General features: G+C 64.7%; 25 protein-coding genes. 18 read left to right on the forward strand and 7 right to left on the reverse strand.

What is annotated here, in order from left to right; translation table 11 throughout:
- Positions 1-76 precede the first annotated feature (76 nt).
- Both cls and ACUY1T_RS00705 read left to right on the forward strand, forming a co-directional pair.
- Positions 77-1495, forward strand: a complete 1419-nt coding sequence (gene cls / locus ACUY1T_RS00700) for a cardiolipin synthase (protein WP_446019798.1) — start codon at positions 77-79, stop codon at positions 1493-1495.
- Positions 1496-1613: 118 nt separating this feature from the next.
- A complete protein-coding gene (locus tag ACUY1T_RS00705; RefSeq protein WP_446019799.1) occupies positions 1614-2531 on the forward strand; it encodes a LysR substrate-binding domain-containing protein in 918 nt (305 codons plus the stop codon).
- A gap of 139 nt (positions 2532-2670) precedes the next feature.
- On the opposite strand, the gene ACUY1T_RS00710 is transcribed toward ACUY1T_RS00705, so the two are convergent.
- The gene (locus ACUY1T_RS00710; protein ID WP_446019800.1) at positions 2671-3747 is read right to left on the reverse strand and encodes a bifunctional nicotinamide-nucleotide adenylyltransferase/Nudix hydroxylase; all 1077 of its coding nucleotides are present in this window, start codon (positions 3745-3747) and stop codon (positions 2671-2673) included.
- 135 nt (positions 3748-3882) lie between these two features.
- Between ACUY1T_RS00710 and ACUY1T_RS00715 the strand changes: the two genes are divergently transcribed.
- Entirely contained in the window at positions 3883-4785 is a 903-nt protein-coding gene (locus ACUY1T_RS00715; RefSeq protein WP_446019801.1) for a YihY/virulence factor BrkB family protein, read from the forward strand.
- 60 nt (positions 4786-4845) lie between these two features.
- Here ACUY1T_RS00715 and ACUY1T_RS00720 read toward each other — a convergent pair whose 3' ends face one another.
- Positions 4846-5883 carry a Glu/Leu/Phe/Val family dehydrogenase gene (locus tag ACUY1T_RS00720; protein WP_446019802.1) on the reverse strand — a complete coding sequence of 346 codons (1038 nt, stop codon included), beginning with the start codon at positions 5881-5883 and terminating at the stop codon, positions 4846-4848.
- 245 nt (positions 5884-6128) lie between these two features.
- On the opposite strand from ACUY1T_RS00720, the gene yccX reads away from it, so the two are divergent.
- Positions 6129-6401: an acylphosphatase gene (yccX, locus tag ACUY1T_RS00725; protein WP_446019803.1), complete on the forward strand. Its 273-nt coding sequence runs from the start codon at positions 6129-6131 to the stop codon at positions 6399-6401.
- A gap of 26 nt (positions 6402-6427) precedes the next feature.
- Here yccX and ACUY1T_RS00730 read toward each other — a convergent pair whose 3' ends face one another.
- The 3 genes from ACUY1T_RS00730 to ACUY1T_RS00740 are packed head-to-tail and all read right to left on the reverse strand — an operon-like array spanning position 6428 to position 9243.
- Positions 6428-7369 (reverse strand): nucleoside hydrolase, encoded by a 942-nt coding sequence (locus ACUY1T_RS00730; RefSeq protein ID WP_446019804.1) that lies wholly within the window; start codon positions 7367-7369, stop codon positions 6428-6430.
- An 18-nt stretch (positions 7370-7387) separates the two neighbouring features.
- Complete coding sequence (locus ACUY1T_RS00735; RefSeq protein WP_446019805.1) at positions 7388-8293, reverse strand: ribokinase; 906 nt, start codon at positions 8291-8293, stop codon at positions 7388-7390.
- A gap of 2 nt (positions 8294-8295) precedes the next feature.
- Positions 8296-9243: a D-2-hydroxyacid dehydrogenase gene (locus ACUY1T_RS00740; RefSeq protein ID WP_446019806.1), complete on the reverse strand. Its 948-nt coding sequence runs from the start codon at positions 9241-9243 to the stop codon at positions 8296-8298.
- 155 nt (positions 9244-9398) lie between these two features.
- Here ACUY1T_RS00740 and ACUY1T_RS00745 point away from each other — a divergent pair, with 155 nt between their 5' ends.
- From ACUY1T_RS00745 to ACUY1T_RS00805, 13 genes are all read left to right on the forward strand, one after another.
- A complete protein-coding gene (locus tag ACUY1T_RS00745; protein ID WP_446019807.1) occupies positions 9399-9671 on the forward strand; it encodes an FmdB family zinc ribbon protein in 273 nt (90 codons plus the stop codon).
- 47 nt (positions 9672-9718) lie between these two features.
- Positions 9719-11497 (forward strand): aspartate--tRNA ligase, encoded by a 1779-nt coding sequence (gene aspS / locus ACUY1T_RS00750; RefSeq protein ID WP_446019808.1) that lies wholly within the window; start codon positions 9719-9721, stop codon positions 11495-11497.
- A gap of 116 nt (positions 11498-11613) precedes the next feature.
- A complete protein-coding gene (gene ruvC / locus ACUY1T_RS00755; RefSeq protein ID WP_446019809.1) occupies positions 11614-12153 on the forward strand; it encodes a crossover junction endodeoxyribonuclease RuvC in 540 nt (179 codons plus the stop codon).
- Positions 12154-12290: 137 nt separating this feature from the next.
- Entirely contained in the window at positions 12291-12905 is a 615-nt protein-coding gene (ruvA, locus tag ACUY1T_RS00760; protein ID WP_446019810.1) for a Holliday junction branch migration protein RuvA, read from the forward strand.
- Positions 12906-12997: 92 nt separating this feature from the next.
- Complete coding sequence (gene ruvB / locus ACUY1T_RS00765) at positions 12998-14035, forward strand: Holliday junction branch migration DNA helicase RuvB (protein WP_446019811.1); 1038 nt, start codon at positions 12998-13000, stop codon at positions 14033-14035.
- The gene (ybgC, locus tag ACUY1T_RS00770) at positions 14032-14427 is read left to right on the forward strand and encodes a tol-pal system-associated acyl-CoA thioesterase (RefSeq protein ID WP_446019812.1); all 396 of its coding nucleotides are present in this window, start codon (positions 14032-14034) and stop codon (positions 14425-14427) included. The genes ruvB and ybgC overlap by 4 nt, the downstream gene beginning before the upstream one ends.
- Positions 14428-14462: 35 nt before the next feature.
- The gene (gene tolQ / locus ACUY1T_RS00775) at positions 14463-15140 is read left to right on the forward strand and encodes a protein TolQ (protein ID WP_263579991.1); all 678 of its coding nucleotides are present in this window, start codon (positions 14463-14465) and stop codon (positions 15138-15140) included.
- 12 nt (positions 15141-15152) lie between these two features.
- On the forward strand, positions 15153-15590 hold the full coding sequence (gene tolR / locus ACUY1T_RS00780; RefSeq protein WP_446019813.1) for a protein TolR: 438 nt from the start codon (positions 15153-15155) through the stop codon (positions 15588-15590).
- 31 nt (positions 15591-15621) lie between these two features.
- Positions 15622-16908 (forward strand): cell envelope integrity protein TolA, encoded by a 1287-nt coding sequence (tolA, locus tag ACUY1T_RS00785; RefSeq protein WP_446019814.1) that lies wholly within the window; start codon positions 15622-15624, stop codon positions 16906-16908.
- Positions 16908-18203 carry a Tol-Pal system beta propeller repeat protein TolB gene (gene tolB, locus ACUY1T_RS00790; protein WP_446019815.1) on the forward strand — a complete coding sequence of 432 codons (1296 nt, stop codon included), beginning with the start codon at positions 16908-16910 and terminating at the stop codon, positions 18201-18203. Before tolA ends, tolB begins: the two co-directional genes overlap by 1 nt.
- Before the next feature lie 37 nt (positions 18204-18240).
- Positions 18241-18777 (forward strand): peptidoglycan-associated lipoprotein Pal, encoded by a 537-nt coding sequence (pal, locus tag ACUY1T_RS00795; RefSeq protein ID WP_446019816.1) that lies wholly within the window; start codon positions 18241-18243, stop codon positions 18775-18777.
- A gap of 36 nt (positions 18778-18813) precedes the next feature.
- Positions 18814-19584 carry a tol-pal system protein YbgF gene (ybgF, locus tag ACUY1T_RS00800; RefSeq protein WP_446019817.1) on the forward strand — a complete coding sequence of 257 codons (771 nt, stop codon included), beginning with the start codon at positions 18814-18816 and terminating at the stop codon, positions 19582-19584.
- A gap of 27 nt (positions 19585-19611) precedes the next feature.
- Complete coding sequence (locus tag ACUY1T_RS00805; RefSeq protein WP_446019818.1) at positions 19612-20367, forward strand: YciK family oxidoreductase; 756 nt, start codon at positions 19612-19614, stop codon at positions 20365-20367.
- A gap of 31 nt (positions 20368-20398) precedes the next feature.
- Here the strand turns inward: ACUY1T_RS00805 and ACUY1T_RS00810 are convergent, their stop codons facing one another.
- Together ACUY1T_RS00810 and ubiG are read right to left on the reverse strand one after the other, a co-directional pair.
- On the reverse strand, positions 20399-21061 hold the full coding sequence (locus ACUY1T_RS00810) for an HAD-IA family hydrolase (protein ID WP_446019819.1): 663 nt from the start codon (positions 21059-21061) through the stop codon (positions 20399-20401).
- A complete protein-coding gene (ubiG, locus tag ACUY1T_RS00815; RefSeq protein WP_446019820.1) occupies positions 21058-21777 on the reverse strand; it encodes a bifunctional 2-polyprenyl-6-hydroxyphenol methylase/3-demethylubiquinol 3-O-methyltransferase UbiG in 720 nt (239 codons plus the stop codon). Before ubiG ends, ACUY1T_RS00810 begins: the two co-directional genes overlap by 4 nt.
- Positions 21778-21946: 169 nt before the next feature.
- On the opposite strand from ubiG, the gene galU reads away from it, so the two are divergent.
- Positions 21947-22837, forward strand: a complete 891-nt coding sequence (galU, locus tag ACUY1T_RS00820) for a UTP--glucose-1-phosphate uridylyltransferase GalU (RefSeq protein WP_446019821.1) — start codon at positions 21947-21949, stop codon at positions 22835-22837.
- Positions 22838-22842: the final 5 nt, after the last annotated feature.

Below are 22842 nucleotides of genomic sequence, written 5' to 3' on the forward strand. Positions count from 1 at the left end.
TTCACGGCCCTGCCAACTGGCGGGGCCGTTGTCGTCTGAGGTATGCTGCAGATTGCTGTTTTTTCAGGGAGAGATCATGGCATCCTGGCTGTTCGGCCTGGCGATCTTCATGGTGCATCTGCTGGGCTTCCTCTCGGCGATCCTGGCGCTGCTCTCCAGTCGTACCTCCCAAGGCGCCGTGGCCTGGATCATCTCCCTGGTAACCATTCCCTATCTGGCCGTACCGGCCTACTGGATCTTCGGCCGGCCGCGCTTCTATGGCTATGTCTCGGCCCGTGGTGAGCGCGACACGGTGTTGCGACGCATCCTGGCGCGCTATCGCGAGCGTCTGGAACCCTTCCTGGCGGATGCACATGACCCGGACATTCGTGCCGTGGAACAGCTCGCCATGATGCCATTGACCAGCGGCAACCAGGCCGAGCTGCTGATCGATGGCAAGGACACGTTCGACAGTATCTTCGCCGGCATCGATACCGCCGAAGAATACGTGCTGGTGCAGTTCTTCATCGTGCGCCACGATGCGCTAGGCCATCGTTTCAAGGACCACCTGCTGAAGGCGATCGATCGCGGCGTGCGCGTGTACTTCCTATTCGACGAGATCGGCAGCCGCAAGCTTTCCGAGGGCTATCTGCGCGAGCTGTCAGAGGGTGGTGTCGAGGTCAGCCCATTCCGTTCCTCTCGCGGCTTCAAGCATCGCTTCCAATTGAACTTCCGCAACCACCGCAAGATCCTGGTGGTCGATGGCAGTGAAGGCTGGCTCGGAGGATTCAACGTCGGTGTCGAGTATCTGGGGCAGCATCCCCGCCATGGTCCTTGGCGCGATACGCACCTGAAACTGACGGGCCCCAGCGTGCTGGGTCTGCAGGAGGCCTTCTGGGAAGATTGGCACTGGGCCACCGGTGAGGTGATCAACCTGCGTTGGGAACCGCAGGTGACCTGCGAAGAGTGCCAGAACGTGGTCATCGTACCGTCGGGGCCGGCAGACCGTCAGGAGACTGCCAGTCTGCTGGTACAACAGGCCATCCACAGCGCCCATGAACGGCTGTGGGTCACGAGCCCCTATTTCGTTCCCGACCAGGGCGTGCAGGATGGCCTGCGCCTGGCAGCCATGCGTGGGGTCGACGTGCGAATCATGATGCCCGAGCATCCCGACCACCTGCTGATCTATCTCTCGGCCTTCTCGTTCCTGCCCGACATGGTACGGGCAGGGGTCAAGGTCTATCGCTACCAGCCGGGCTTCCTGCATCAGAAGGTCATCCTGATCGACGACAGCGCAGCGTCGGTGGGCACGGTCAACCTGGACAACCGCTCGTTTCGTCTCAACTTCGAGATCACCGCCTTCATTCCCGATCGTCGCTTTGCGGCACAGGTGCGCCTGATGCTCGAGCGCGACTTCGCCGATTGCCGCCGCATCAGCTACGACGAGCTACAGCGCCGGCCGCTGTGGAGCAAGCTCGTTTCACGTGCGGCCTATCTCACCGCACCGATCCAGTAAGTCGTGAAGTTCCTTGGGTTCGATGAATGGCTGGGGTACATTAGGCGTGCCTCAGCAAGTCCCTCAGGCTCAGCCTGAAACGTCCATTGATTCGTGATCGTCGTGAGCGGGAGTCCCGGTGAACCTCGAGACAAAGTGGCTGGAAGATTTCGTGGCCCTGGCCAATACCCGTAGTTTCTCCGCCTCCGCACGGCAGCGTCATGTCACCCAGCCGGCCTTCAGTCGTCGCATTCGAGCGCTCGAGCAGGCGGTGGGCGTCACCCTCGTCGATCGCTCGACCACTCCCATCAACCTGACGCCGGAAGGACAGCTGTTCCTGATCACGGCGCGCAACCTGGTGGAACAGCTCAACGAATGCCTGGGCCACCTGCGTGGTGTCTCCATGGCGCGCGAGGCGCTGGATATCGTGGCGGCCCACTCCCTGGCGCTGAGCTTCTACCCCGAGTGGATCTCACGCCTGCAAGAGGGGCTGGGTGAGCTGCCGACGCGACTCGTGGCGATGAACGTGGGGGAGGCGATCCACGTGCTGCGAGAAGGCAACTGCGACCTGATGCTGGCCTATCACGACCCCTATGCCACCATGCAGCTCGATGCCGAGGTATTCCCCTCGTTTTCCATCGGCCAGGTCAAGATGCTGCCGGTTAGCCTTCCCGATGCCATAGGCAAGCCGCGCTTCAGCCTGGAGAGCAAGGACACGATTCCCTACCTGGCCTATACCCAGGGTGCCTTTCTCGGGCGCAGCGTGCGCATGCTACTGAAGAACGACCCGCTGCGCCTGCGCTTGCGTACCGTCTACGAGACCGCCATGGCCGAGGGCTTGAAGGGTATGGTGCTGCAAGGCGTGGGCCTGGCCTGGATTCCCGATTTCTGCGTGCGCGAGGAACTCAAGAGCGGCAGGCTGGTGCGCGCCGGCGACGAGAAGTGGGACGTGCCACTGGAGATTCGCCTCTACCGCTGCTCGCTGGTGCACAAGCCGGGGGTCGAGAAGCTGTGGCGGCAGATGATGAAGTTGCCGCGCGACTTCCTGCAGGCTTAGAAAAGCACTCCACGAATGGCTGCGCCGCGCAATCGCTGCGTTACGCGGTGCTCGGAGGCGTCACATATACCCCATATGCTCCGCCTCCTGTGCTCCGGGCGCCTTGCGCTTGGGCCGCTCGCCGATACGTGAAGTACTTTTAGATCCCGCTGAAATCGGCCGGCAGGCCGAGAAAATTCTGGATGATGAAGAAGTGGTCCTCGAACAGGCTGTCCGGCTCGAGTTCGGCCAGTGGCACCCAGCGCGCGTGGTCGCCGCCCTTGACCGGCTTGAGCCGGGGTAGCTGCTGGTCGGGGCGCAGAGCGAAGTAGAAGGCTTCGGCGAGGGTGCGGCCGCGCCAGCTGCGGTGGGGCTCATCGAACAGGCGCTGGCCGCGCAGCGAGCCCTTCAGCACCGGCTCCGGCACCTTGAGCCTGACCCGCTCGCGCAGTTCGCGCAGGCAGGCGTCGAGCAAGCGCTCGTGCGGGTTGACGAAGCCGCCGGGCAGGGCCAGTAGTCCCTTGCCGGGTGCCGCGGTACGGCGTACCAGCAGAACATGGCCGGACTGCACCACCACGGCATTGACGGTAACGAAGATCGGCGGGTAGGGAGCATTGGCCCAGGCCTGGCGATACTGGTCGAGCAGCTTCTGTTCCTCCATCAGCTGCAGGTGGGCGTCGCTGCCGGCGAAGTCGCGCAGCGCCTGGCACACGCCGGGTGGCAGGTCGTGGGCTGCGCCAGTGCTGAGATAATCCTCGGTGGATGAGGGCGAGCGAAACAAGCGCTCGCGAATCTGGCTGGCCGAAATGCCGTCGACCAGCGGTACGCTGACCGACTCCCACTGCGGAAACAGCGAGAGATAGTAGCTGGACTGGCCGCGGCTGGCCCCGATCAGACCGATACGCGGCAGGCGGGCGTGATGATGGCCGGCGATGTCGCGCACCTTGCGCTGTACGTCGCGCACCCAGACGTCGTTATTGTAGAGCGCGTCCAGCAGCGGCACGATCTCCAGCCGCGCATTCTCGTCCTCGTCGAAGCAGCTGCGCAGCTGTTCCTGACGCTCATCGAAGCGCCAGGGGTTGCGCAGCGAACGCGCCTGCCAGGCCGAACCCACCAGTACGATTACCTGGCGCGCATGGCGCAGGGCCTCGTTGATCACCGCGAGATGGCCCAGATGCGGGGGCTGGAAGCGTCCGATGAATACGAGACAGTCGAAGTCGTGATCGGTATCGTTCATCGGCGTATCCTTCGCGGGTGGCTCGGGGGCCCTATTATGGGCGCGGTCGGTTTAGGGCTGCAATGCAAGCCGTTGGCCGACAGGAACATTTCGATTGCGTATCCTGAAAACGCAGGCAGATGACAAGGAGGTGCCGTGCATAGTCTCTCGTTCAGGTTCTGGTGGAATACGGTCAGCCAGGCGTTCAGCCTGTGGCTGGAGCGCAATGCCTTTAGCTATGCCGGCTCGTTGGCTTTCTATACGCTCTTCTCGCTTGCTCCGACGATGATCATTGCCGTTGCCGTGATCGGCGTGGTGTTCGGCGAGGACGCCGCCCAAGGTCAGATCGTTGCGCAGCTGCAGGGAGTGCTGGGCGAAGAGGCGGCAAAAGCGGTCGAGCAGGCGGTGGCGGCGTCGCGTATCGAGGAGTCGGGTATCCTGCCGACGCTGCTCGGGTTCGGGGGCCTGATGGTGGGAGCCACGACGGTGTTCGCTCAGATGCAGTATTCACTCAACATGATCTGGGGCGTGACCGCCAAGCCCAGCCGCAACAGTATCCTGGTCTTTCTCAAGCAGCGACTATTGTCGCTCGCGGTGGTGCTCGCCATCGGTTTCATCCTGCTCGTATCGTTGCTGATCGGTGTGATGCTGCGTGGCATGCTGCAGGCCATCGACGATGCCACGCCGCTAATCGGTCCGGTGACGGCGGGGGCAGAGTTCCTGATCTCCCTGGTCGTGATCGCTGCCTTGTTCGCCACGATCTTCAAGGTACTGCCCGACGTGGTGCTGAGCTGGCGAGACGTGCTGCTAGGGGCGCTGGTCACGGCGCTGCTGTTTGCCATCGGCCGCAGTGTCATCGCCTCTTATCTGGCTTATACCGCCACGGCGTCGACCTATGGTGCTGCAGGCTCGTTAGTGATGATCCTGCTGTGGGTCTACTACAGTTCGCTGATCCTGCTGTTCGGTGCCGCCTTCACGCGAAGCTATTTGCTTGCCAGGGGACGCGAGGTCGTACCGCGCAACAGCGCAGTCCTCGTCAAACGCGAACTGGTGATGTAATGATGCAAGGCGCTGAGAGGCGGCAGGCAGGCCGGACGGCTGATCCGCCCGGCCTTGGCGTCAGCCTGCGAGACGCTCGCGTGCCAGTTGATCCGCTACTACGGCAGGGCTCATATCCTGAGCCTGCGCCCGGCTGAGGATCTCATCGACGGTCACGGTGATCCGCTCCACATGGCGCATCACGGCGTCGCGGTCGTAATGAGCATGGCGCTGGGCTTCTACCTCGATGACCCCGCCGGCGTTGGCCACGTAATCCGGGGTGTAGAGAATCTCTCGCTTATGCAGAAGTTCCGCGACCTCGGAGTTGGCCAACTGATTGTTGGCCGCCCCGCAAACCACCTTGGCCCTGAGTCGATCCGCCACCTCCGCGGTCAGCACCGCGCCCATGGCGCAAGGAGCGAAGACGTCGACCTCGGCATCGAAGATCACCTCGGGCGCCACGCTCTCTGCCCCAAGTTCGTCGACCAGCACGCCCAGGCTGTCTCGATCGACGTCGGTCAGCACCAGTCTTGCTCCTGCCGCGTGAAGCTCGCGGGCCAGGTGCGCCCCGACATGGCCGACGCCCTGGATGGCCACACGCAGTCCCTGCAGGTCGGTGCGACCGAGGCGGTGGCGTACGGCACTCGTCAGCGCACAGAATACGCCGTGGGCAGTGAAGGGCGAGGGATCGCCGGAGGTGCCGCCCTGGCCCAGGCCGCTGACGTGTCGGGTCTCCTGGCGGATGAGGCGCATGTCCTCTTCGCCGCTGCCGGAGTCTTCGGCGGTGATGTAGCGTCCGCCCAGAGATTCCACCAGCCTACCCATTGCGCGCAGCATGGCGGGTGTCTTGTCGTGCCGGGGATCGGCGAGGATTACCGCCTTGCCGCCACCGAGGGGCAGGTTGGCCAGTGCCGACTTGTAGGTCATGCCGCGCGACAGGCGCAGTACATCGGTCAGGGCATCGTCTTCGCTGGCATAGGGATAAATGCGCAAGCCGCCCAGGGCAGGGCCGCGTCGCGTGTCGTGGATGGCAATGATGGCACGCAGTCCGCTGGCTTCATCGCAGCCGAAGGCGATTTGCTGGTGATGGTCGAACTCGGGGTGGTCGAAGACCTGCATGGCGTTATCTCCCTCGTGAGGATCCATTGTTGTGGTCTGGAACGCAGTGGGTGGCACCGTTTCCACCGGGGCTGTCGTTGCTTGTGGCAAGTCCGCACCCCTACTATCAAGATTAGAGCATTTGAGCAGGCGGCTGGAATCCCGCTTGCGGGTCTTGAGCGTTGATTCCGGTGTGCTATCCAGGCTTGACGTGAGCAGCCAGACTGGGAGGGAAGAGTTTGAGCCGACGGAGCGAGGAGGGAAGAATGAGCAAGCGCTGCGTGAAGGCCCTGGTAGCCGGCAAGGTTCAGGGCGTGTGGTATCGCCGTGCAGTTCAGGAGCAGGCGCTCCAGCACGGCCTGACCGGCTACGCCAAGAACCTGCCCGACGGGCAGGTCGAGGTGTTGTTGTGCGGCTACGGCGAGGCGGTCAACCAGGTGGCCAATTGGCTATGGCAGGGGCCATCGAATGCCCGGGTCACCCACGTCGAGCTGGAAGTGCTGGAGTGCCACGACCCGGACAATTTCGTCTGTCTGTAATTCCAGGGAAAATGCCGAGGAAACCCTTAGCTTAGGGTGTCGGCAATCCACTCGACCACGGCCTCGCCGTCCACTTCGAGGCACACTTCTGCCAGGGGCGTCTGCGACCAGCGTTCCTGGATGAAACCGCGGCCCTCGGGAGCGAACAGGGTCTGGCCCTCGGCGATGCCGTCGGTGACGACCGATAGATGCCCCGGGGCGGTGGTGAACAGCTCCGGCCGCAACAGCCAGGCCAGGGCGCAGCTGTCGTGGGGGCAGCAGCCGTCGATGCCGAGGAATTCGCGGTAGAAGTCGCGGTAGAAGGCGTAGCTGCCGGCCAATACCTTGCCCAGTTCACCCTGGCCCGCCTCGATGCGCTGCATGTGGGCCTGGCTGAGTACGCAGCGGTGAGTGACGTCGAGCCCCACCAGGGTCAGCGGCCAGCCGGCGGTGAGCACGCGTTGGGCGGCATGCGGGTCGTTGAACATGTTGGCCTCGGCCACCGGCGTGACGTTGCCGCCCTCACGGATCGAGCCGCCCATGATCACTACACGCTTGACCTTCTCCGTAAGCCCTGGGTCGAGCTGTAGGGCGGCGGCCAGGTTGCCCACCGGGCCGACGGCCACCAGGATGACCTCGCCGGGGCGGGCATTCACCGTATCGACGATGAACTGCGCGGCACTGCGCGGGTCTTTCTTCCCCTTCACTTCGGGCAGCTCGATATTGCCCAGCCCGTTGGCGCCGTGGATATGTGCCGGCGCGGGATGACGCGGCTTGACCATGGGGCCGGCGGCGCCCTGGGCGACGGGGATGTCACGCCCGGCCAATTCGCTCAGCAGCAGGGCGTTGTGCGTGGCGGTCTCGATGTCGACGTTGCCGTAGGTGGTGGTCAGGCCCAGCAGCTCTATATCGGGGTGGCGCAGGGCGATGGCGATGGCCTGGGCGTCATCGACGCCGGGATCGGTATCGAAGATGATCGGATGCGACACGTTGCCTCCTTGTGGGTGTCAAGTGTGGGGATGGCTGGTCAATTGTCGCTCGACCTCGTCGCGCGACGGGATACTGTCGGCGGCCCCGGGGCGCTGCACGCCCAGCGCCGCGGCGTGGGCGGCAAGCGCCAGGCAGTCGGGCACGTCGCGTCCCTCCTGCAGCGCCGCCATGAAGTAGCCGATGAAGGTGTCGCCGGCCCCGGTGGTGTCCACCGGCTCCACCGGCAGGGCGGGCTGGAAATGCCGCTCGTCGCCCGACTGGTACCAGGCACCTTCGCTACCCAAGGTCAGCACCGTTGCCGTATCCGGCAGCCGCTCGTGCAACCCCTCGAGCAGTATCTGGGCATCGCTCTTTTCGGGCAGGCCGGTAAGCCATGCAGCCTCACCGCGGTTGACGAACATCAGTTCACAGGAGTCGAGCGGTAGCTCGAGTACCGTGTCGCTCATCGGCGCGGGGTTGAAGGCAATGGCGAGGCCCTGCCGACGGGCGCAATCGAGCAGCTCAGGCAGCGCGTTGCATTCGTTCTGCACCAGCAGCCAGTCGCCGGGGCGAGCCGCGTGGCACAGGGCGTCGAGATGCTGTCGGGTAAAGCCATGATTGGCGCCCGGATGCAGGATGATGGCGTTCTCGCCGTGGTCGTCGACCTGGATGATGGCATGTCCGCTGGCCTCGTCGGCGAGTTCCACGTGGGTGACGTCGACACCGGCGCGGGCCAGCCGGTCGCGAGCCCAGCCGTCCTGGCGGCCCAGGCGCCCCCAGTGGCATACCTGGCCGCCCGCCAGGGCCATGGCCAACGACTGGTTGGCGCCCTTGCCTCCGAGGCCGACATGGTAGCTGCGGCTGGCCAGCGTCTCGCCGGGGTGCACCAGGTGCGGCACGCGATAGAAGTGGTCGAGATTGATCGAGCCCAGGTTATGCAGCATGGTCAGGTTCCGCTCCGCTGGGCTTTCCAGTCGCTCAGGTTGTCGGCCGTAAGCGCGACGATACGCTGGCGCGCTTCGGGAGTGATCCAGGCACTATGCGGCGTGACGACCAGGTTCAGCGGCTCGGCCAAGGCATCGAGCAGCGGATGCCCGTCACGCGGCGGTTCCACCGGCAGCACGTCGACGCCGAGGCCGCCCAGGCGATCCTCGCGCAGGGCTTCCAGTGCTGCCACTTCATCGATGATACCGCCACGGGCGCAATTCACCAGCAAGGCGTCGGGCTTCAACGTGGCGAGCAGGTCGGCGTCGATCAGGTGACGGGTGGCTTCGGTGAGCGGGCAGTGCAGGCTGATCACGTTGGCCTCGGGAGCGAGTTCGGCGATGCCGGGGCGGCTGTCGCCAGCCTCGTTGCCGGGGCGGGCGGCGAAGCTTACACGCATGCCGAAGGCTTCGGCCATGGCCGCCACACGGCTGCCAAGCTCGCCCTGGCCGACGATGACCAGGTGCTTGCCTTCGAGCTGCAGCGTGCCGTGGTCCATCAGGCAGAAGAAGGGGCTCTGGTTCCAGCGCCCGGCCGCCACGTCACGCTGGTAGAGCGGCAACCGATTGGCCAGGGCCAGGATCATCATCAGGGTGTGCTGGGCCACGCTGGCGGTGCCGTAGGCCGTGACGTTGCGTACCGGAATGCCCAGGCGCTCGGCCGCAGCCATGTCGATGTTGTTGGTGCCCGTGGCCAGTACGCAGATCAGCTTGAGTTCGGGCAATGCCTCGAGAGTGGCGGCATCGAGCACAACCTTGTTGACGATGGCGACCTGGGCGCCTGCCAGGCGTTCGCGACTCTCGGCGGTAGTGCTGGTCTGGTGAACGTCCAGCGTGTCGACCTGATCGCGGATCGAGGCGAGATCGACGTCAGGGCCCAGACTGGCGGCATCGAGTATCACGGCTTTCATGCTGGATTCCTTGTGTTGGTTCGCCGCGGCAAGGCTGGGACAGGCCTTGCCAGGCACGTTATACTGTCGGGCTTTCACGGCAGGCTTGGAAAGTGCGTCGCTCGACCCTATATCGCCGTTGGTTGCGCGCTGTCGAATCAGGAGTGAATTGAACCATGCCCATCTATGAATATCAGTGCAAGGCCTGCGGCCATCGTCTGGAGAAGCTCCAGAAGCTCAGCGCCGCCCCCCTGACCGACTGTCCTGCCTGCGAAGCACCGGCGCTCGGGCGCCTGGTTTCCGCGGCGGGCTTCCGTCTGGCCGGTGGCGGCTGGTACGAAACCGACTTCAAGTCCGGCAGCAAGAAGAACCTGGCCGGCGACTCGGGAAGCGGCGGCGGAGATAGCAAGGAAAGCAAGGCGCCGGCCAAGGACGGCGCCGCGGCCTGACCGCGACCGACCATTCAATCGACAACGTTTACGAAACAGGATACGACATGCGCAGCCATTATTGCGGCCAGCTCAACGAGACCATGGTGGACCAGACGGTCACCCTGTGCGGCTGGGTTCATCGCCGCCGTGACCACGGGGGCGTGATCTTCCTCGACATGCGCGATCGCGACGGCATCGCTCAGGTCGTGGTCGACCCCGATACCGCCGAGGCCTTCGCCACTGCCGACCGTGCTCGCAGCGAATACGTGCTGCGCATCTCCGGCCGCGTGAGGCTGCGTCCCGAAGGTACCCAGAACCCCAAGATGCCCACCGGGATGATCGAAGTGCTGGCCAAGAACGTCGAAGTGCTGAACACGGCGGCCACACCGCCGTTCCAGCTCGACGAGCATGGCAAGGTTGGCGAGGAGGTGCGTCTCAAGCATCGCTACATCGATCTGCGCCGCCCCGAGATGATCGAGAAGCTGCGCCTGCGTTCGCGCATCTCGCACCATGTGCGCGCCTTCCTCGAAGGGCAGGGCTTCCTCGACATCGAGACGCCGATCCTGACCCGCGCCACCCCCGAGGGCGCCCGCGACTACTTGGTGCCGAGCCGCACCCATCCGGGCAGCTTCTTCGCCCTGCCGCAGTCGCCGCAGCTGTTCAAGCAGCTGCTGATGGTGGCTGGCTTCGACCGCTACTATCAGATCGCCAAGTGTTTTCGCGACGAGGACCTGCGCGCCGACCGCCAGCCGGAATTCACCCAGATCGATATCGAGGCTTCCTTCGTGGAGGAGAACGATATCATGGGCATCACCGAGTCGATGATCCGCGAGCTGTTCCAGGACGTGCTCGACGTCGAACTGCCCGAGTTTCCGCGCATGACCTGGGCCGATGCCATGGACCGCTACGGCTCCGACAAGCCCGACCTGCGCATCCCGCTGATGCTGGTCGATGTCGACGACCTGATGAAGCAGGTCGACTTCCAGGTCTTCTCCGGACCGGCCAATGCCGCCGATGGTCGTGTCGCGGCTCTCAAGGTGCCGGGCGGGGGCAGCATGTCGCGCAAGGTGATCGACGATTACACCAAGTTCGTCGGCATCTACGGCGCCAAGGGCCTGGCCTGGATCAAGGTCAACGAGCGTGCCAAGGGCATCGAGGGCCTGCAGTCGCCGATCGTCAAGTTCATGGAGAACGTGATCGAGGAGCTGCTCGACCGCGTTGGTGCCGAAGACGGCGACATCGTCTTCTTCGGTGCCGACAAGGCCAAGGTCGTCAACGAGGCGCTGGGCGCGCTGCGCGTCAAGCTGGGTGAGGACCTCAATCTCTACACCCGCGACTGGGCGCCGCTGTGGGTGGTCGACTTCCCCATGTTCGAGGCCGACGACAACGGCCGACTGAGCCCGCTACACCATCCGTTCACCTCGCCCTCGTGCAGCCCCGAGGAGCTCAAGGCCAATCCGGCCGCGGCGCTCTCGCGGGCCTACGACATGGTGCTCAACGGCACCGAGCTGGGCGGCGGTTCGATCCGTATCCACGACCAGCAGATGCAGAGCACCGTGTTCGAGATTCTCGGCATCGGCGAGGAGGAGGCCCGCGAGAAGTTCGGCTTCCTGCTCGATGCCCTGCACTACGGGGCACCGCCCCATGGCGGCCTGGCCTTCGGCCTCGACCGGCTGGTGATGCTGATGGCGGGTTCGCGCACCATCCGCGAGGTGATCGCCTTCCCCAAGACCCAGAGTGCGGCCTGTCTGATGACCGACGCGCCGGGCGAGGTGAGTGGCGATCAGCTGCGTGAGCTCAATATCCGTCTGCGCCAGAAGGCCAAGGTGGAAGGGCAGGAGTGAGCATTGCAGCAAGCAGTAGATGAACGAGACCGGCGCCCAAGTGGCGCCGGTTTCACGACGTTTCCCAGGACGCCATGTCATGCTCCTGTTCATCCCTTCACGCTGGAGAACGTGCCGTGCTGATTCTGGGAATCGATCCTGGCTCGCGCATTACCGGCTATGGCGTGCTCGACGTTGCCACGCCCACACCACGCTACGTGGCCAGCGGCTGCATTCGCCTGCAGGACGTCGAGCTGCCCCAGCGCCTGGCGCGTATCTATGCGGGGATTGCCGAGTTGATCGCCCTGCATCGCCCGGGGGAGCTTGCCATCGAGCAGGTGTTCATGGCGAAGAACCCGGATTCGGCGCTCAAGCTGGGGCAGGCGCGTGGTGCGGCGATCGTCTGTGCCGCCAATCATGGCCTGGCGGTCAACGAATACGGCCCACGCCAGATCAAGCAGGCGGTGACCGGTAGCGGCGGGGCGACCAAGGCCCAGGTGCAGCACATGGTGGTCTCGATCCTGGGGCTCGACGGCTCCCCCCAGGCCGACGCCGCCGATGCGCTGGCCATCGCGCTGACGCATGCCCACGCCAGGCTCGGCCTGCTCACCCGCGGCAGTTTCGGCGGGCATCGCTCCCGCCGCCGGGGAGGCTCATGGCGCGATTTCCAACCGTGAAAGTAGGCTGATGCCTTTGGCGAAATAATTTTCGAACACCGTTTACCGTGGGCTGGTCAGCCGCTTGAGCGACCAGTATAGTGGCGCCAGGAAGGCCTTTGGCCTTGATGTATTCGGATCGGGATAGTGAAGCTTCCATGATCGGACGCCTGCGTGGCACCCTGCTCGAAAAACAACCGCCCTGGCTCGTCGTGGACGTGGCCGGAGTCGGCTATGAACTCGAAGCCTCGATGACGACCCTGGTGGCGTTGCCGGGTATCGGGGAGCACGTTTCTCTCTATACGCACCTTACCGTGCGCGAGGACGCCCACCTGCTGTTCGGTTTTGCCCGTGAGCAGGAGCGGGCGCTGTTCCGCGCGCTGATTCGGGTCAACGGCGTCGGCCCCAAGCTGGCCCTGGCGATACTGTCGGGCATGGACGAGGCGGCCTTCATCCGTTGCGTGATGGAAGATGACGTCAAGTCGCTGACTCGCCTTCCCGGTGTCGGCAAGAAGACGGCCGAGCGTCTGATCATCGAAATGCGCGACCGCTTTCCGCACTGGGAGCATCCTGGCGCGGTCGCCCTGGCCGGTGCCACAGCGGCGCCCAGCGAAGGAGGGGGGCGCCAGGACCCGCTGGCCGATGCCGAAGCCGCGCTGGTCAGCTTGGGCTACAAGCCCACCGAAGCGGCCAGGATGCTCTCAGGGCTCGATGCCGAGCTGCCGACCGAAGCCTTGATCAAGGCCGCCCTGACCAAGCGTATGGCCGGCTAGGGCGAGACTCGACCCATGCTGTCCTAGCACGATTCCAGGATTCGTCCGATCGGTGAAAGAGGGCATTTTCATGAGCGCCATGAGTGTACGACATGATGCACAATGACCGCTTGATCGCCGCCGATGAGCGCGAGGGCGAGAGTCGCGTCGACCACGCGATCCGCCCCAAGCGGCTGGCTGAGTATATCGGTCAGCCGCGCGTCCGCGAGCAGTTGGAAATCTTCATCAGCGCGGCTCGGGGGCGCGACGAGAGCCTCGACCATACCCTCGTGTTCGGCCCGCCGGGGCTGGGCAAGACCACGCTTGCCAACATCATTGCCGCGGAAATGGGCGTTGGGCTGAAGTCCACCTCCGGCCCCGTGCTCGAGCGTGCCGGCGATCTCGCCGCCATGCTCACCAACCTGCAGCCCGGCGACGTGCTGTTCATCGACGAGATCCATCGGCTCTCGCCGGTGGTGGAGGAGATCCTCTATCCCGCGATGGAGGACTTCCAGCTCGACATCGTCATCGGCGAAGGCCCGGCGGCGCGCTCCATCAAGCTCGACCTGCCACCTTTCACCCTGGTGGGTGCCACCACCCGTGCGGGGCTGCTCACCTCGCCACTGCGCGACCGCTTCGGCATCGTCCAGCGCCTGGAGTTCTACGACATCGACGAATTGACCGAGATCGTGGCGCGCTCGGCGAGACTCCTCGGCGTCGAGGCAGACAGCGACGGCGCCCGTGAGGTGGCGCGCCGTTCGCGCGGCACCCCGCGCATCGCCAACCGCCTGCTGCGGCGGGTGCGCGATTTCGCCCAGGTGCGCGCCGACGGCAAGGTGGATGCCGCCATTGCCGACCAGGCATTGAACATGCTGCACGTCGATCACCATGGGCTCGACCACATGGACCGTCGCCTGCTGCTGGCGATGATCGAGAAGTTCGACGGCGGGCCGGTGGGCATCGACTCGCTGGCGGCGGCGATCGGCGAGGAGCGCGACACCATCGAGGACGTGATCGAACCCTACCTGATCCAGCAGGGGCTGATGATGCGTACCGCTCGTGGCCGGGTGGTGACGCGCCAGGCATGGCAGCATTTTGACCTGGTACCGCACGAGCAGGCCTTGGATGCGAGCGGCGAGGTGCGTCCGTGAGTGAATTTCGCTTGCCGCTGCGCGTCTACATCGAGGATACCGATGCCGGCGGCATCGTCTACTACGTCAACTACCTCAAGTTCATGGAGCGGGCACGCAGCGAGTGGCTGCGCCATCACGGCTTCACCCAGCGCGAACTGCTCGAAGCCGGCATTCAACTGGTGGTGCATCGCCTGGACTGCCGCTATGCCAAGCCCGCCCGGCTCGACGACGATCTCTCGGTCTCGGCGGTCGTGGAATCGAGCGGTCGCTGCCGGCTGCGTTTCGCTCAGTCGGTACAGCGTGGCGGGGAACCCTTATGCGAGGCGCGGGTCGACATCGCCTGTGTGGATGCCGCGCGTCTCAAACCCACACCCTGGCCGCCGGCTCTGGCCGCGGTTCTCAACGGTTAACTGCAAGATCAGCGAGGAAGCCCGTGAACGACTCCATGTCAATACCGCACCTGATCATGAGCGCCAGCACCGTGGTGCAGCTGGTCATGCTGATCCTGGTGATAGGCTCGATTCTCTCCTGGGTGGTGATTTTCCAGCGTACCTTCGTGATGCGCCGGGCCCGCCGGGCGCATCAGGCCTTCGAAGAGCGCTTCTGGTCGGGGGTCGACCTCAACGAACTCTACCGTGACACACCGTCGGAGCAGGAGACCCAGGGCGCCGAGCACGTTTTCCGTGCCGGTTTTCGCGAGTTCAACCGCCTGATGGCCAAGACAAAGAGCGCCGAGGCCATTCTCGACGGCGTTCAGCGCAGCATGCGCGTGGCCTGGTCTCGGGAAGAGGAGCGCTTGACCCTGCACCTGGTGTTCCTGGCCACGGTGGCCTCGGCGAGCCCCTATATCGGCCTGTTCGGTACCGTATGGGGCATCATGGGCTCGTTCCAGTCGCTCTCCATGGCCCAGCAGGCCACGCTGGCCACCGTGGCGCCATGGATTGCCGAGGCGCTCATCGCTACCGCCATGGGCCTGTTCGCCGCGATTCCCGCGGTCATTTTCTACAACCGCCTGTCGTCCGAGTCCGATCGCATGCTGGGCAAGTACGAGGACTTCGCCGAGGAGTTCCATTCCATCCTGCACCGCAATCTGCAGGGTCGCAGCGAAGCCGGCGCCGCCTGAGGGAGTCGCGACATGCATGGACCGTTCAACCGCGGTGGCCGCCGCAAGCCGATGGGGGAGATCAACGTCGTTCCCTTCATCGACGTCATGCTCGTGCTGCTGGTCATCTTCATGATCACGGCACCGATGCTGACCCAGGGTGTGCAGGTCGAGCTGCCCCAGGTCACGTCCGAGCCGATCGAGGCCCAGGAGGACCGTGACCCCATTATCGTGTCGGTAGACCGAGAAGGGGGATATCACTTGTCGATCGGCGGTGAGGAGATGAACGTAGGTCTCGAGGAGTTGGGTGATCGTGTGATCATCCTGCTCGAGCGTCAACCTGGCACGCCGGTCATGGTACGTGGCGATCGCTACGTGCCCTATGGCGAAATCGTGACCCTGATGAGCACCCTGCAAGTGGCGGGCGTGGCCAATGTCGGGCTGATTTCCGAGCCGCCACCGCGTGATTAGGAGCCTCTTGATTAGAAAAGTTGGAGACGTGATGGCCCGACGTCAACGCGGACCTACCCGCGGAAATGACCGACCAGTCGGCTATGGCGTGCCTGCACTGTTGGCCATAGGCCTGCATGTGCTGGTCGTGGTGCTCAGCGTGATCACCCTGCCTCAGCGTCAGCCGGACGAGCCGGAGTCGAGCTCCATCGTTCAGGCCACGCTGGTCAGCACCGAGACGACAACCGATCAGGCCCAGCGGGCCGAGGAAGCTCGTGCGCGCGCAGCGGCTCGCCAAGCCGAGGAAGAAGCGCGCCAGGAAGAGGAGGCGCGGCAGGCCGAAGCCGAAGAGCAGGCACGAGCTGAAGCCGAGCGTCAAGCGGCCGAGGAGCGGGCACGCGAAGCCGAACAGCAGCAGGCGGCTCGCGAAGAGGAGGCACGTCGCCTGCAGGAAGAGAGACAGGAAGCCGAGGCGGAAGCGCAGCGGCGCGCCGAGGAGGCGGAGCGCCAGGCCCGCCTGCGCGAGGAACAGGAAGCCGAGCGCCAGCGTCAGCAAGAGGCCGAAGCGGAGGCTCAACGCCAGCAAGAGGCCGAAGCGGAAGCTCAACGCCAGCGCGAGGCCGAAGCGGAGGCTCAACGCCAGCGCGAGGCCGAAGCGGAAGCTCAACGCCAGCGCGAGGCCGAAGCGGAAGCTCAACGCCAGCGCGAGGCCGAAGCGGAAGCCCAACGCCAGCGTGAGGCCGAGGCGGAAGCCCAACGTCAGCGCGAGGCCGAGGCGGAAGCCCAACGTCAGCGCGAGGCCGAGGCGGAAGCCCAACGTCAGCGCGAGGCCGAGGAGCAGCGTCGCCGCGAGGAAGAGGCCCAGCGTCAACGCGAAGCCGAGGAACAGCGTCGACGTGAAGAAGAGGCCCAGCGTCAGCGCGAGGCCGAGGCGCAGCGCCAGCGCGATGAAGAAGCGCGGCGTGCGGCCGAGGCCGCATCCCAGGGACTCGACCGCGCCATCGAGGGTGAGTCGGATGCCGTGGCCAATGCCCGGCAGGCCCAGGAGGCGGCCAACAGTTTCATCAACCTGGTGCGCCGTGCGGTAGAACAGGCCTGGGTGATCCCGCCAGGGGCCAGCGGCGGCCTGTCCGCTACCGTTCAGGTGCGGTTGGGGCCCTCGGGTGAGTTGTTTGGCGCTACCATTACACAGAGCAGCGGAGATAGCAGCTTCGATCGTTCCGCGATTCAGGCAGTGGAGGCTGCCGCACCGTTCAACGAACTGCGCCAGTTGCCACCAACGGCGCAACGCGACTTCCGCCAGTTCAATCTGCGATTTACACCGGGAGATGTACGCTGATGAAAGCCCTGATGACTACCTGGCTGAGTGCAGTGCTGCTGATGTTCGGCGCGCTCGCCCATGCCCAGGCCGACCTGACCATCGAGATCACCCGAGGCAGCGATCGGGCAACCCCCATTGCGATCGTGCCGTTCGCAGCGGATGGTGAAAGCTTGCCCGAGGACGTGGCCCAGATCATCAGTGACGATCTGCAGCGCAGCGGGTACTTCGAGCCGCTGCCGCGCGAGGCCATGTACGACCGCCCCAGTTCCGGCGATCAGGTGCGCTATGGCCAGTGGAACGCGCTCGATGTGCGCTACCTGGTCGTGGGCCAGGTCAGCCGCGGAACCGACGGCTATCGCATTCGCTACGAGCTGATGGACGTCAGCGGCCAGCGCCGCATGATCGGCGAGAACGTCAGCGCCGGCAGCAATGAGTTGCGCGGCGGTGCGCACTACATCAGTGACCAGATCTTCGAGGCCATCACCGGTATCCGCGGGGCCTTCTCTACCCGCATTGCCTACGTCACGGCGCAGGGGACGGACCAGGACATGCAGTTCGCCCTCTACGTTGCCGATGCCGACGGGCATAATAGCCAGCAAGTGCTGAGTTCACGCGAACCGATCCTGTCGCCGGCCTGGTCGCCGGATGGCCGTCGGTTGGCCTATGTCTCCTTCGAGACCGAGCGGCCGGCGATCTACGTGCAGGATGTGAACACCGGGCAGCGAACCAGTATCGCTTCGTTCGAGGGGATAAACGGCGCACCCGCCTGGTCGCCCGACGGTCGTCGTCTTGCCATGACCCTGTCGAAGGACGGTCAGCCGGACATCTACGTGATGGACGTTGGCTCGCGCAACCTCGAACGCATCACCAACAATTCGAGTATCGATACCGAGCCGAGCTGGGCGCCGGATGGGCGCAGCTTGATCTTCACCTCGGACCGCAGCGGTGGGCCGCAGATCTATCGCTACAGTTTGGGCAGTGGGCAGACCGAGCGCTTGACGTTCACCGGCAACTATAATGCGCGGGGACGCATTTCCCCGGATGGCGAGTCGCTGTTCCTGGTCCACCGCAGCAACAATGGTTACCAGGTGGCGCGGCAGGATCTGGGCTCCGGTCGCCTGGTCGTACTGAGTGACTCTCGTTGGGATGAATCACCTAGTGTTGCACCCAACGGGACCATGGTAATCTTCGCCACCCAGCAAGGTAACAGCGGGGTGTTGGGGGCCGTGTCGGCCGATGGACGGGCGTCCTACCGGTTGCCTTCGGCGCGGGGTGACGTGCGCGAACCTGCATGGTCACCATTCTTGAACTAATGGTACGTGTCATTCGAGTCCTGTGAGGAGTTTGACGATGCAATTCAAGTCGCATGCCAGAACCCTGGCAATTGCCCTGTCCCTGGCTCTGGTTGCCGGCTGCTCGAGCACCGGAGGAAGCCGTGACGGGTCCATGGATGGCACACGCGCCGATGGCGGTGTCGGTACCGGTACTGCTGGCTCGGGTCAGGTCAGCGGTAGTGGTGTCAGCGGTGATCGCGCTGGCCAGCAAGCCGATGGTCGCATTCCCGATGTTCGCACCATCTATTTCGATTTCGACCGTGACACCATCCGTCCGGAATTCGAATCGGTCCTGGTGGCCCATGCCCGCTTCCTGCGCTCCAACGGCAACGCTCGCGTTGTCCTGCAGGGCCACACCGACGAGCGTGGTACCCGTGAGTACAACATGGCGCTGAGTGAGCGTCGTGCCAACTCGGTCAAGCGCTTCCTCGAAGTGCAGGGTGTCTCCCCGTCGCAGCTCGAGGTGGTCAGCTATGGCGAAGAGCGGTTGGCGGTGCGTGGCAATGGTGAAGACGCCCATGCCCAGAACCGTCGCGTGGTCTTTGCTTACTGAGCGAACTGGCGCAATCGCGCGCCAATGGAGTGAAGCATGAGACACAGTCTGAAAAGGCTGTGCGGCGCGGGAGCCCTGGTGCTCCCGCTGTCCGTGATGAGCCTTGTAGAAGCCCAGCAGCGCCCGATCGTCGAAGACCGCACCGCACAGCCGCGGGGATTCCTCGAACAGGCCGAGGTACGTGAAGAGGCCGGTGGCAGCCTGGTGATGTACAACCAGTTGCAGGAACACCAGCGCGAGATCCAACAGCTGCGTGGCCAGATCGAGGAGCTGCGTCACCAGCTCGAGCAGCTGCGCAACCAGACCCGCCAGCAGTACATGGACCTCGACGAGCGGCTGACGGCCGGCAGCGCCGGCATCCAGACCAGCCCGGAGGTCGATCAGGAATCGGCACGCCAGGTAGCCCAGACGCCTTCGCCAAGCGGTAACAGTCCCGATGCGCAAGCCGCTTATCAGGCTGCCTTTGCCAAGGTCCAGTCGCGCCAGTTTGCTGAGGCGATCACGGCGTTCGAGGCGTTCGTCGCCGAGCACCCCGACACCAACCTCACGGCCAACGGCTACTACTGGCTGGGAGAGCTGCACTCGGCGGAGGCCAACCTGGGGCAGGCGGAAGCCGCTTTCCGCCAGGTCATCGACAACCATCCGCAGAGCAGCAAGGTGCCGGATGCCCTGTACAAGCTCGGCCTGATCAAGGCGCGCCAGGGTGAACTCGAAGAGAGCCGGGGGCTGCTCGAACGCGTGCGTGACGACTATCCCGACAGCAGCGCTGCCGGGCTTGCCAACGACTTCCTGCGCCAGTCCCTGTAAGGGGCTGGCTTCGTCCAAGGAGCCAAGATGACCTGCAAGATCGACTATGTGGCGCCAGCCGACCTGCTTCGCGATCGGATCATACTCGTGACGGGGGCGGGGGATGGAATAGGCCGTGCCGCTGCCCTGGCCTTCGCTCGCCATGGTGCCACGGTGGTTCTGCTGGGCCGTACGATCGCCAAGCTGGAAAAGGTCTACGACGAGATCGAAGCCGCCGGCGGCCCGCAGCCGGCCATCTTCCCGCTCAATTTCGAAGGTGCCACGCACAAGGACTACCACGACATGGCCGAGACCCTGGACAAGGAGTTCGGTCGTCTCGATGGCATTCTGCACAATGCCGGGCTGCTGGGACGCATCACGCCGTTCGAGCAGTACAATCCGGCGCTGTGGGATCAGGTCATGCAGGTCAACATCAACGGGCCGATCTGGATGACCCAGGCACTGCTGCCGTTGCTGCAGGCTTCGCCAGACGCCTCGGTGGTCTTCACCTCATCCAGCGTGGGGCGCAAGGGGCGGGCGTTCTGGGGTGCCTATGCGGTGTCCAAGTTCGCCACCGAAGGCTTCATGGAAGTGCTGGCCGACGAAATCGAGCACCTGGGCACGCTGCGCGTCAACTCGCTCAACCCCGGGGCGACCCGCACGGCGATGCGCGCCAACGCCTACCCGGGTGAGGATCCGGAGACGCTGCGTACTCCCGAAGAGATCATGCCCACTTATCTATGGCTGATGGGGCCGGAAAGCAGGGGGTGTAACGGCGAGCGCTTCGACGCCCAGCCCAAGTGACAAATGGCTGCGCGGGCCTGCCTGAGTCGTCTCAGGCAGGCTTCAGCAGGGCCTCGACCAACGCTTCGCAGGTCTCGAACCAGAGGTCGGCCGGCCACTCGAGGTAGTCATCGCCCTCCTCGATATAACCGTAGCCAACGGCGACGGCCACCATGCCGGCGGCACGGGCGGCCTGCATGTCGCGCAGGTGATCGCCGATGTACCAGCACTGGGATGGTGACACATCCAGCCGTTCTGCGGCGGCCCACAGCGGCTCTGGTTCCGGCTTCCTCTGTGGCAGGTCGTCGGCGCACAGCAGCGCCCCCGGCGCCAGTCCGAGCGCCTCGATCAGTGGCGCGGCATAGGCGCGTGGCTTGTTGGTGACGATGCCCCAGGGGCGGCTTTCCCCTTCCCAGACAGCCAGCAGCCGGTCGAGATGGGGAAACAGGCAGCTCTCTTCCGCCACTGCCTGGCCATAGGCATCGAGCAGGAACTGGCGCGCCTCGTCATGGTCCTGGTGTTGCTTGTCGAACCCCAGCGCCAGGGCGACCAGGGCACTGCCTCCGTTCGAGACCTGGGCGCGGATCAGCGGATAGGGTAGCGGCTCGAGACCATGGTAGGCACGCAGGGCATTGGTGGCCCGGGCCAGGTCCGGCGCAGTGTCGACCAGGGTGCCGTCGAGGTCGAACAGCAGGGCTTGCGGCTGGGATGTCATGCCGGCTCCCGGCGGCAGTGCATCAGGTAATTGACCGAGACGTCTCGCGACGAAAGGTGATAGCGGCGCGTCAGCGGGTTGTAGACCAGGCCGCTCTGCTCGCGTACGGAAAGCCCATGCTCGCGACACCAGCCGGCCAGCTCTGCGGGGCGGATGAACTTGCGATATTCATGGGTGCCGCGCGGCAGCATCCGTAGCAGATACTCGGCGCCGACGATGGCCAGGGCATAGGCCTTGGGATTGCGGTTGATGGTCGAGAAGAACAGGTGTCCGCCGGGCTTGACCAAGGTGGCGCAGGCCTGGATGACCGAGCCGGGATCGGGCACGTGCTCGAGCATCTCGAGGCAGGTCACCACGTCGAACTCGCCGGGATGCTCGGCGGCCATGGCCTCAGCGCTGGCCTGACGATACTCCACCTCCACGCCGCTCTCCAGCGCATGCAGGCGTGCCACGCCGAGCGGCGCCTCGCCCATGTCGACCCCGGTGACGTTAGCGCCGCGGTGTGCCATGGCCTCGGCCAGAATGCCGCCGCCACAGCCCACGTCCAGCACCTTGCGACCGGCGAGCCCACAGCGGGCATCGATGAAATCCAGGCGCAGGGGGTTGATGTCATGCAGCGGCTTGAACTCGCTGTGAGGATCCCACCAGCGGCTGGCCAGGGCCTCGAACTTGGCGATCTCGCCCTGGTCGACGTTGTGGTGGAGGGTCGCGCTCATGTGGTCTCTCCGTGTCAATTGGTCTGGCACCCTGGCAACATTCTTTACCTTCGGTATCATGCGCTATTGTACCCGTAGCTGCCCGGGCTTTCCCATGACGGAATCTAGGACCAGCCCCGGGAAGCATCATTCACCGACCGATCGTTCACCAACCGACAAGGAAGGCACCATGATTCGCAAGGCCGTACTGCCCGTGGCCGGATTCGGCACTCGCTGCCTGCCGGCTTCGAAGGCGATTCCCAAGGAGATGATCACCATCGTCGACCGCCCCGTGATCCAGTACGTGGTCAATGAGGCGGTAAAGGCGGGCATCCGTGACATCGTGCTGGTGACCCACGCCAGCAAGAGCGCAATCGAGAACCACTTCGACACTCACTACGAGCTCGAGGCCACGCTCGAGGCCAAGAACAAGCAGGAACTGCTCGACGAACTGCGCGCCATCGTGCCCACCGACGTCAACATCATCAGTGTGCGCCAGCACGAACCGCTGGGCCTCGGTCATGCCGTGCTCTGCGCTCGCCCCGTCATCGGCGACGACGAGCCCTTTGCCGTACTGCTGCCCGATGTCCTGGTGGACGACGAAGGCCTCGAGCGCAACGACCTGGCCGGTATGATCGATGCCTATGAGAAGACCGGGCGCTCGCAGCTGATGGTCGAGGACGTGCCTTGGGAGAACGTCCACAAGTACGGCATCGTGAGCCCCGAAGGCGAGCCGCCTGCCGCTGGCAAGTCCTGTTCCCTGGCCGGCGTGGTGGAGAAACCTGCCCGCGAGGAAGCGCCTTCCAACCTGGCCGTGATCGGCCGCTACGTGCTGCCGGGCAGCATCTTTCCCCTGCTGGCCGAAACGCCCCCGGGCGCCGGCGACGAGATCCAACTGACCGATGCCATCGAGACGCTGCGCCAGCGCGACGGCGTCGATGCCTGGCGCATGCGCGGCAAGACCTACGATTGCGGCCACCAGCTTGGCTATCTCGAGGCCACGCTGGTCTATGCTCGTCGTCACCCGCGCTTCGGTGAAGGTTTTCGCGAGCTTCTCGCACGCTATAGCCAAGCGGGGTGAGTGCC

This window comes from Billgrantia sp. Q4P2 (assembly GCF_052806135.1).